The sequence below is a fragment of the Actinoallomurus acaciae genome, from assembly GCF_042429965.1.
Classification (GTDB): Bacteria; Actinomycetota; Actinomycetes; order Streptosporangiales; family Streptosporangiaceae; genus Actinoallomurus; species Actinoallomurus acaciae.
In genome coordinates, this window is the sequence record NZ_JBHLZP010000484.1 from 1 (window position 1) to 6,003 (window position 6,003).

Here is a 6,003-nt window from a genome sequence, read left to right on the forward strand (position 1 = left end):
ACCGGGACCCCGGCCGCGCGCAGCCGGTCGGTCGCGACGTGGCTGAGGCTGGTCGCGAAGACCGCGCCGATCAGCGCGATGCCCAGCGCCGAGCCGACCTGCCGGGCGGTCGACTGCGTGCCCGAGGCGAGGCCCGCGCGGGCCGGCGGCACGTCGCGCAGGACGATGTTCGTCAGCTGCGCGGTGGTCAGGCCCAGCCCGATGCCGTAGATCAGCATCCACGGCGCCAGCGCGTACCCGGTGGTGCGGGCGTGCGTCGTGAGGCCGATGAGGAGCACCGCGACGGTCTCCAGGGCCATGCCGGCCTGGAGCATCCGGGCGGCGCCCACACGCCGCGACAGCCGCGCCGCGAAGCCGCCGACGACCAGCGTGCCGAGGGCCAGCGGCAGGATCGCCACGCTGACCTGGAGCGGCGAATCGCCGTGCACGTCCTGCAGGAACAGCGGCAGCGTGAACATCAGCCCCAGCTCGCCCACGCTGATCAGTGAGGCGGCGGCGTTGCCGCGGCGGAAGGAGGGGATGCGGAACAGCGCCAGGTCCAGTACGACCGGGCGTCCGGCCGCCGCCCGTGCCCGCTCGACGGCGAGCAGCGCGAACAGCGCGACCACCCCGGCCGCGAGGGCGACCGGCACCGGGGAGATCCCGGCGTCCCAGTGCATCGTTCCCGCCGAGAACGGCTTCAGCGGACGCCACCAGCCGTACCGCTGCCCCTCGATGAGCGCGAACACGATCGCTCCGAGCCCGGCCGCGGCCAGCAGCCCGCCGGTCCAGTCGACGCCGCGCCGGGCGGTACGGTCGCGGGTCTCGGGGACCAGGATGAGGGCCCCGGCGATGACCACCGCGCCGATCGGCAGGTTGACCCCGAACGCCCAGCGCCAGCCGTACGAGGTGGCGAGCCAGCCGCCGAGCAGTGGTCCGAGGGCGGCCATGCCGCCGATGAGCGAGCCCCAGATCCCGAACGCCACGGCGCGGTCGCGGCCGTGGAACACCGCGGTCACCGTGGACAGCGTGGCCGGCAGGATCATCGACGCCCCGACTCCCTGCAGCACGCGCGCGCCGATGAGGGCGCCGCCGCCTCCCGCGGCGGCCGCGAGCAGGCTCGCCAGCACGAACACCACCGTGCCCAGCAGGAACATCCGTCTCCGCCCGTACACGTCGCCGGCCATCCCGAACGGGATGAGCAGCGCGGCGAACACGAGGGAGTAGACCGAGGTGACCCATTCGGCGTCGGCCGTGTTCAGCCGCAGGTCACCGACCACGCGGGGGAGCATGACGTTGACGATCGTGGCGTCGACGATGATCAGAGAGACGCCGAGGCCGATGATCACCATGCCCAGCCACCGGCGACGGCCCGGACGGTCGATCGCGGGGGCGGGAGCGGCCGGAGCCGTGCTGACAGTCATGGGGATTCGGGTGGACCTGCCTGAGTGTGGGCGATGGTTCGCCGCTGAACGGTTCGACTTCAACCTACCCTCGCCCCCCGATCCCCCTGATCCGGGTCGCCCTCTGGCCATGGGGGCACTGAGCACGGACGATGTCGCCGTGCGCGCCTCCGAGGCGGACCCCGAACGCTTGTCGCCGTCACGCCGGCCGGCGATGGCCGGGCACGTCGTGGCCCCGCGCCGGCGGCGGTTCATGGGGGAGTGACGGCCTGACGCCGTACGGTCCGGCGGTGCTGTGGCGTCGCCCGGGCCGCCGGTTCCCGCTCGACACTCCTACCCGCCCGCAGGAGGACGACGCCGGCCTGGACGATCCGCGGGTCTGAGCCTCCGTTTGTCGGTGCGCACTGTTAGTTTCGGCACATGTCCTTCGATCTCCTCGAGCTTTTGCCGGATAAATGGCGTGACCTCATCGAGCCGTTGCTCGACGCGGAGGCCACGCGGCGCCTCGGTGACTTCGTGGCCGCCGAGTACGACGGACAGGTCGTCTACCCCGCGCTGCCCGACCTGTTCAGCGCGTTCCGGCTGTGCTCACCGGACGACGTGCGGGTGCTGATCCTCGGCCAGGACCCCTACCACGGTCCCGGGCAGGCCCACGGGCTGAGCTTCAGCGTCCGCGAGGGCGTGCGCGTGCCGCCGTCGCTCCGCAACGTCTTCAAGGAGCTGCGCGACGACCTCGGCGTCCCGATGCCGGCCGGCGGCGACCTGACCCCGTGGGCCGCGCGGGGCGTGCTGCTGCTCAACGCGGTCCTGACCGTACGCGCCGGCAAGGCGGGCTCGCACGCGGGCAAGGGCTGGGAGGAGTTCACCGACGCGGTGATCCGGGCCCTGGACGCGACGGACGAGCGCATCGTGTTCGTCCTCTGGGGCGCGTACGCGCGCAAGAAGCGCGATCTCGTCACCAACCCGCGCCACGTCGTCCTGGAGGCCGGCCACCCCAGCCCGATGAATCCTCGCGGCTTCCTCGGCACGCGCCCGTTCAGCGCGGTCAACAAGGCCCTGACCGACGCCGGCCGCCCGGAGATCGACTGGACCCTCGACCAGAAGATCTTCTAGGCGCCGCGCCACTCGGACTCCGGTCTCGCTCCAGGCAGAGCGGTTCACGCATCCGGTCTGCGGGCCACGGCGGGTTCCGCCCGGGTTCCTCGCCGTGGTCCCGCCCGATCGACCGCGCCGCCTCCGCCCCGCGTCCGGCGGGAACGAGGCGTCGCACACCGATGGAGCCGCCGGATCCGTTCGGCGCGCGACGGGGCGTCCGCAACGCAGCCGCCGCGGGTCGCGGTCGGTCGCCGTACGAGGCCGATCGCGTCATAGCGGTACGAGGCGCGTACGGCCTCCGCTCGCCGATGCTCCACCGGCGTCTCGTCTCTCCCGACCGCGCCGGTACGGCGGGTTCAGGCCCCGAAGTCAGGTGAGGGCGGTGTGGAGGCGGACCATCGCGACGGATTCGCCCATGTCGACCTTGCTGTGAGCGCCGTCCGGTGCCCAGCCGGCCGACACGAGGAAGGCCCGCAGCACGTCGTCGGCCGCGAACACCCACGTGACCGCCGTCGTGCAGGCGTCGTCGCGCAGGTGGTCCACGGTCGCGGCGAGCAGGCGGCTGCCGTGACCCGCCCGCCGTCTCGACGGGTCGACCAGGAGCGTCAGCAGCTCACCGGTCGTCGCGGAGTCCTGATCGGGGTCGCCGGCCGGGGCGTGGGCCGCGAAGCCCGTGATGACGCCCTCGTCCACGGCCACGAGCAGCCGGTGCCGCGGGCTCGGTGGCGAGGCGACGGCCTCGGCCCAGCGTTCGCGCCACAGGCCGAGCGCCTCCGGCCCGGTCATCTCGGCCAGGGCCGCGGCCGGGATGACCGTGTCGTAGCCCTCGCGCCAGGCGCGCACCTGGATGTCTGCGACGGCCTCGACGTCGCCCGGATAGGCCGGTCGTACCCCTACTACGCTCAACGCCCGCTTCCGTTCCGTGATTCGTCACCGCGACTGGCACTCTAGCGGCGCGCCGGGCGGCGTTCGCCGCCATGACGCGGCCGCCCGTGCTCGGAGCCCGTGTTCGAAGGCGGCGCTCAAGTCTTGTCGGTCGGCAGTATCGCCAGCAGTGAGGTGCCTTTTCCGGCGGGGCTGTCGACCTGGATCGAACCGCCGAGTGACTCGACGCGGTCCTTGAGGCCGATGAGACCCGAGCCGCCGAGATCGGCCCCGCCGACGCCGTCGTCGTGGACCGACACCCACGCGGCGCCGTCGTTCTCACGGAGATCGACGATCACCAGCGACGCGTTCGCGTGCTTCGACGCGTTCGCCAGCGCCTCGGAGACGATGTAGTAAACGGCGATCTCGACGGGCTCCGGCAGGCGCCGGCCGAGGTTGATATCGATCTTGACGGGTACGGCCGAGCGGCGTCCGAGTGTCCGCAGAGCCGTCTCGAGACCGCCCTTGGAGAGGATCGCCGGGTGCAGGCCCCGTGAGATCTCACGCACCTCCCCGAGGATGTTCGCGATCTCCTGCCCGATGGAGGCCAGCTGCCCCCGCAACGCCTCCTGGGACAGGGCGGCCTCGGCCGAGCGGACCTCGAACCCGAGCGCGATGAGACGCTGCTGGACGCCGTCGTGCAGATTACGTTCGATGCGATGGCGGGTCTCGTCGGACGCGGCGACGACGCGGGCCCGGGAGGCGAGCAGTTCCGCGCGAGCCTGGCTGTTGGCGATCGCGGTGCCGATGAGTTCCACGAAGTCGGCCATGCGTGCCTCGGTGACCACGGGCGGCGGCTCTGTACGGGAAAGGACGGTCATCGTCCCCCATATCCGGCCTTCGACCCAGATAGGGCAACTAACTACATAACAGATCCCCTTCGACCACAGCCACGAGCCGATCTCGGTGGTGACATCCGCGGAGATCGTCATCCGGGCCGGACGCCCGGTGCGGAGCACCGTCATCCCGACGGTTCCCTCCTCGTTCGGCCAGTGCCCGTCGAGGGGCGGCATGATCTGAGGGGCGTCGGGGGCGCTCCAGTGGCCGACCGCCCGCACCGTGTCGTCGGGCTCGAACCGCTGAAGCGTCACGTGATCCGGCCCCACCAGGCGCCCCATCTCCCCGGCGACCGCGCTGAACGTCTCCTGGGGCGGGACTCCGCGCGCGACGAGCGTCGCCACGCGCCGGAGCGCCGCCTGCGCCTGATGCGTCGCCTGCGTGCGGTGCGCCTCGTCGTCGCGCCGTCGCAGCGACGCGCTCAGGGTGAGGAGCGCGTGCCTCTCGAGCGGGTCCATTCCGCCGGCCCGGCCGCCCGGCGTCGGCCGGACCGAACCGCGGGTGAGAAAGGCGAACAGGGAAAGGGACGCCAGAATGGCGATGATCACGACCAGCCCCGCCGGAAGCCAAACTGCGCGGGATTGGTGAACCCAATCGTCATGCAGGACCATTTCCAGCGTTTTCGACCGGGGCGCCGAAACCGCCGCGGTCTCGGGTGCCCGCGAAGGCCGGGCCCGTCCCTCTCCGAAGACGGCCTGCGCGATCGGCAGACCGAAGTCGCCGACCAGCCCGGACATCGGCAGGAAGGCCACGGTGGCGACACAGGTCCGCGACAGGGCGAGGCGCGGGGCTCGTACTCTCATCGGTGATCCTCTGGCCGGCTAAGGCCGGCGCATCGAGGCGGGCGCCAACTACCTGAATTCGTCAGTGCATGTCCAGGCTCGGCCAATCAGCCCCATGATACCGCCGCCTGTTCAGGCCGGGCGGGCGTCGTACACCCGGCCATTCATTGACGGTTCAAACACTGGTCCGTTCATTCGTCACATCGGCATCATCGGCGCCGATTTTCCGGCGGGCGACCGGAATTCCACTCCGCCGGCGTTCGCGGTACGCGCGGGTCTTGGTGCGGTTGCCGCACATGCGCATCGAGCACCAGGCGCGGGAGCGGTTCTTGGACGTGTCGAGGAACGCCCAGCGGCATCCCGTCGCCCGGCACGCCTTCAGCCGTTCCCACGTGCCGTCGGACGCACTCGCCATGACCGCCGCCGCCACCTCGGCGAGCCCGCCGCGGACCCCACGGTGGATCGGTACGAGCCGGGGGCCGTCGAGTGACAGGCGCATCGGCAGGGCGGCCAGCAGGCCCTCCAGCTCCGGCCGTGCCCGACCGAGCATCGCCGCCCGCAGGCCCTCGCGCAGCGCGACCGCCAGGCCCAGGTCGGACTCATTCGCGGAGGCGCCGGATGCCACCAGGCCGCGCTCGGCCAGCCAGCCGCTGAGGTCGGAGGGCGCCCCGAACTCCTCGATGTCGCACTGCAGGTCGTAGGTGTTGACGAAGTCGCGCACCAGCAGCGCGTGCTCCGGGCCGGTCATCGGCCCCTCCTCGATGACGACGGTCGGCGACACCGGCGAATGCCGGTCACCGGTTGCCGGAGACTATCGGCTCTCGTCGAGCACGCGGGACAGAAGGGCCACGCCGCGGGCGAACTCGGCCTCGCCGCCCGGCGATCCGTAGCTCAGCCGTACGCGGGGCCCGGCCGGCTCGGCGGGGAAGCAGCGACGGCCGGGGCCGACGAGCACACCCGCGCGGAGCGCGGCCTCGGCGAGC

5 protein-coding genes are annotated in these 6,003 nt (G+C 72.2%); 1 reads left to right on the forward strand and 4 read right to left on the reverse strand.

Features of this window, described 5'->3' with window-relative positions; all coding sequences use genetic code 11:
• Window positions 1–1,403: MFS transporter (locus ACFFNX_RS39410; RefSeq protein WP_378211257.1), on the reverse strand; the 1,403-nt coding region annotated here is incomplete at its 3' end.
• 399 nt (window positions 1,404–1,802) lie between these two features.
• Between ACFFNX_RS39410 and ung the strand changes: the two genes are divergently transcribed.
• On the forward strand, window positions 1,803–2,495 hold the full coding sequence (ung, locus tag ACFFNX_RS39415) for a uracil-DNA glycosylase (protein WP_378211258.1): 693 nt from the start codon (window positions 1,803–1,805) through the stop codon (window positions 2,493–2,495).
• Window positions 2,496–2,846: 351 nt separating this feature from the next.
• Here the strand turns inward: ung and ACFFNX_RS39420 are convergent, their stop codons facing one another.
• The 3 genes from ACFFNX_RS39420 to ACFFNX_RS39430 all read right to left on the reverse strand — a co-directional run bounded on the left by ACFFNX_RS39420 (window position 2,847) and on the right by ACFFNX_RS39430 (window position 5,768).
• Window positions 2,847–3,383: a GNAT family N-acetyltransferase gene (locus ACFFNX_RS39420; RefSeq protein ID WP_378211259.1), complete on the reverse strand. Its 537-nt coding sequence runs from the start codon at window positions 3,381–3,383 to the stop codon at window positions 2,847–2,849.
• Between the two features lie 116 nt (window positions 3,384–3,499).
• Window positions 3,500–5,041, reverse strand: coding sequence for a GAF domain-containing sensor histidine kinase (locus ACFFNX_RS39425; protein WP_378211260.1), 1,542 nt, complete (start codon window positions 5,039–5,041; stop codon window positions 3,500–3,502).
• A gap of 154 nt (window positions 5,042–5,195) precedes the next feature.
• Window positions 5,196–5,768 carry a CGNR zinc finger domain-containing protein gene (locus ACFFNX_RS39430; RefSeq protein WP_378211261.1) on the reverse strand — a complete coding sequence of 191 codons (573 nt, stop codon included), beginning with the start codon at window positions 5,766–5,768 and terminating at the stop codon, window positions 5,196–5,198.
• Between the last annotated feature and the right edge of the window lie 235 nt (window positions 5,769–6,003).

What these genes read in the sequence shown, in the direction of transcription:
- ACFFNX_RS39425 (WP_378211260.1), bottom strand. Translation starts at nt 5,041, where the DNA reads ATGAGAGTACGAGCCCCGCGCCTCGCCCTGTCGCGGACCTGTGTCGCC.
- ACFFNX_RS39430 (WP_378211261.1), bottom strand. Translation starts at nt 5,768, where the DNA reads ATGACCGGCCCGGAGCACGCGCTGCTGGTGCGCGACTTCGTCAACACC.
- ung (WP_378211258.1), top strand. Translation starts at nt 1,803, where the DNA reads ATGTCCTTCGATCTCCTCGAGCTTTTGCCGGATAAATGGCGTGACCTC.